General features: G+C 65.7%; 4 protein-coding genes. 3 read left to right on the top strand and 1 reads right to left on the bottom strand.

Going from position 1 to position 3321, the window contains the following annotated elements:
* Both IT472_RS12315 and IT472_RS12310 read left to right on the top strand, forming a co-directional pair.
* Nucleotides 1-330: endonuclease V (locus tag IT472_RS12315; protein ID WP_297181987.1), on the top strand; the 330-nt coding region annotated here is incomplete at its 5' end.
* Nucleotides 331-549: 219 nt separating this feature from the next.
* The gene (locus IT472_RS12310; protein ID WP_297181985.1) at nucleotides 550-897 is read left to right on the top strand and encodes a hypothetical protein; all 348 of its coding nucleotides are present in this window, start codon (nucleotides 550-552) and stop codon (nucleotides 895-897) included.
* Nucleotides 898-907: 10 nt separating this feature from the next.
* On the opposite strand, the gene IT472_RS12305 is transcribed toward IT472_RS12310, so the two are convergent.
* Nucleotides 908-2464, bottom strand: coding sequence for a tetratricopeptide repeat protein (locus tag IT472_RS12305; protein WP_297181983.1), 1557 nt, complete (start codon nucleotides 2462-2464; stop codon nucleotides 908-910).
* Between the two features lie 231 nt (nucleotides 2465-2695).
* Between IT472_RS12305 and IT472_RS12300 the strand changes: the two genes are divergently transcribed.
* Nucleotides 2696-3321 (top strand): CBS domain-containing protein (locus tag IT472_RS12300; RefSeq protein WP_297181981.1); only part of this gene is annotated, 626 nt, incomplete at its 3' end.

Raw genomic sequence — 3321 nt, 5'->3', positions numbered from 1 at the left:
GGCATCGACCATCCGCGCCGCCTCGGCTCTGCCTCGCACCTGGGCCTGGCAGCCGACCTGCCCTGCATCGGCATCGGCCAAGACCTTCTGGTCGGAAGCTCACGGCTCGCGCTGCACGAAATGCGCGGGGCGTTCACTCCATTGCGCGACGGCAAGGAGCAGGTCGGCTGGTTGTTGCGCAGCAAGGTGGGCGTAGACCCACTGATCGTCTCGCCCGGTCATCGCGTTTCCATGGCATCTGCCCCGGGCCTCGTCATGCGTTACGTCTGTCAACACCGACTGCCTGAACCTCTCCGGCTCGCCGACCACCACGCCGCATTCGCAGACTGAACGCACCAGCAATGCGACTGATTGCAACCTCGCATCGTTTACGGAACCAGCGCACAATCCAACGGAACGAACCCGGAAGAGGCCTTTGCCGTGCAACGATCGATCATCCCCATTGCGCTCATCCTGGGGGCGTTTTCCATGGCCGGGTGCGCCAGTTCCGAAGCCGGGATACCTGCGCGCGATTCGCATCCTGCCCCTGCAACGCAAACGGAGGTCCGCATGGCAACCGATCCCGTACCACCGGCCTCGCAGGCAAGCCAGTCACTGAAGCTGGCGATAGGCAACCATGCAACCCTTGCCGACGGCAGCCGCCTGACCTATGTACAACTCATCAACGATTCCCGCTGTCCACCCGACGTGCAATGCGTTTGGGCCGGCAATGCGGAAATCCAGATGCGCTGGGCACCCGCCGGCAGCAGCAGCGGCAGGGAATTCAGCCTCAACACCAGTTCGATGGGCAACAAGCCCACGTTCGTCGACGTTGGCCCATACGAAATCCACCTGTCCGCCCTGGAGCGCAGTGACGCCCCCTCGGCCACCTTCGACATCAAGCCAAGGACACCGTAGGCCCGGCGGTCTATCTTCGGTCCCCCGCAACGTTCCCCGAACCAGCAATATCGAGGTCGGTCAGGATCGCTTTGAAACGCGGGTCATCGGCATAGCGCGCCACGAACGGCATGTAACGAATCTCGACGATGCCGGGATCGCCGGTGCGTTGCGCCACGCCCAACCAGTGGAACAGGGCGTCGCGGTCGTCGCGCTGGGCATACACGCCGGCGATCTGGGTCGGCGCATCGGCGGCATGCTCGCGAATCAGCGCCTGCAGTTCGGTCTCGGATCGCTCGCGCTCGCCATTGGCCCAGTACGCCATCGCCAGCGCATACGTGCGCCACAGCGGCGCGGGCTCGCGTCTGGCCGCGTCGATCGCCTCCTGCGTGCGATTCTGCTGGAACAGGGCCACCGCGAGGAAAGCATGCACCAGCGGCATATTCGGCTCGAGGTCGCGTGCGCGCCGCAGCGCGTCCTCGGCCTGCGGGTAATCAGCAAGACCAAGGTTCACGTAACCCAGCTGGTACAGCATGGGCGCGGACAGGGGATCGAGTTCCAGCGCCTGCCGCAACGTGGCCGCTGCTTCGTCCAGCTTTGCAAAGCCGGTCTGGCGCACCGCCAGCATGCCAAGCAGATCCGGATCGCCCGGACTCAGCGCCAGCCCACGGCGAATTTCATCCTCGGCACTGACGGCATCGAGCGCGACCTCGCCCAACCAGGTCGCGAGTGCGCGGTGCGCCACCGGGTCACGCGGGTCGAGGCGCAGGGCAGCATCGGCATCGACCCGTGCCTGCTCGCGCAGGGCATCGCCCTGGCTCGAGGATGCGGGTGACGACCACGCGGCGAGCCGCAATTTGGCCAGGGCCAACAGCGCCCGCGGTCGCGCCCATTGTGGATCCAACGCATTCGCACGAGTGAAGGCATCGATCGCTGCCTGGGTGGAGGCCACGTCGCCACGCTCGAACGCCATCTCCCCTTGCAGGAGCGCATCGAAGGCGATCGCACTGCCTCCGGTCGGAAGATCCCGGGTTTCGCGGACCGGAGACACCGCCACGCCAAGGACCTTCTCGATCGCCTCTGCAGCGGTTCCCGCCAGCCCTGCCAATTCGGTGGCCGGGCGCTCCACCTGGCCGTGCCAAAGTGGACTTCCATCGCTGGCTCTCAGCAGGTCCAGTTCAAGGATCACCCGATCATCACGCTCGACCAACCGACCGCGCACCAGATGGCTGGCACCCAGTCGCCTCCCGATCACGCTATCGAGGTCTTCGGAGCGCCGCAGCCGGAACGAGGAATCGGGGGCAATCGCGGTCAACGCAGGCGGACGCGACAAGGCCGCTGCGAGGTGGCGCGCGATGCCATCGGCCCGATAGACCGCCACCTCCTCGCCGGGCGTGAACGGGAAGATCGCAACCCGGGCATTGGTAACGCGCGACTCCGGCGCTGTTGACCGCACTGCGGGTTGCGCCACCGGCTGCGGTTCCGTCCTGGTGCAGGCGCCCATGGCGGCCGCGAGCAGCACCAGCAGCAGAAGCCTGCGCAAAGTGCCTGGAACAGGACTGCACCGCGTCAGTACGACAAGCCGCATCCAGCCCTCTCCATACCGTGGACACGTCCATTATGAGGCCTACCAGTCCACTCGCTTGAGGCCCGCCACGCACGTCCCGCACCCCGGCCAGGGCGCTCACGTGCATGATTCGGACGCCCCGCGATTGCTGCCGGCAAGCCCGAGGGAATGACAGGGACAGGCGGCAATGCAGTCCTTACCGTCGCGATTCGTTAGACTGATGCTGTTCCAAACCACCCATCAATGCAGCCAATGCCCGAGGACGACAGTCGCACCCCCGCCGAATCCGAAGAGAAATCATCGGAAAAAACCCACCGCTCGTGGCTGGAACGGATCAGTGCCGCGCTGTCCGGCGAGCCCACCAGCCCCGAAGACCTGATCGAACTGCTGCGAGACGTGCAGGCCGATGGCGTGATCGGCGCGGACACGCTGCGGATGATGGAAGGCGCGATTGGCGTGGCCGACATGACCGTGGGCGACGTGATGGTCTCGCGTGCGCAGATGGTCACCCTGCCCGCCGACGCCAGCCTGGTGGAGTTGATCGCCCAGGTGGTCGAATCCGGCCATTCGCGCTTCCCGGTGCATGGCGAGGACAAGGACGAGATCCTCGGCATCCTGCTGGCCAAGGACCTGCTGAGGGGCACCAGCGCCGACCATTCCCCGGCGAATGTCCATGCGCTGCTGCGCCCGGCTGTATTGATTCCGGAATCGAAGAACCTCAACGTGCTGCTGCGCGAGTTCCGCCAGTCGCGCAATCACATGGCGATCGTGATCGACGAATACGGCGGCGTGGCGGGCCTCGTCACCATCGAGGACGTGCTGGAGCAGATCGTCGGCGAGATCGACGACGAGCACGACGAGGCCGGCGACGAAGGCGT

Origin of the sequence: Thermomonas sp. (genome assembly GCF_020850895.1) — a bacterium.
In the GTDB taxonomy this organism is placed as follows: Bacteria; Pseudomonadota; Gammaproteobacteria; order Xanthomonadales; family Xanthomonadaceae; genus Thermomonas.
This window is presented reverse-complemented; position numbering and strand designations above follow the sequence as displayed.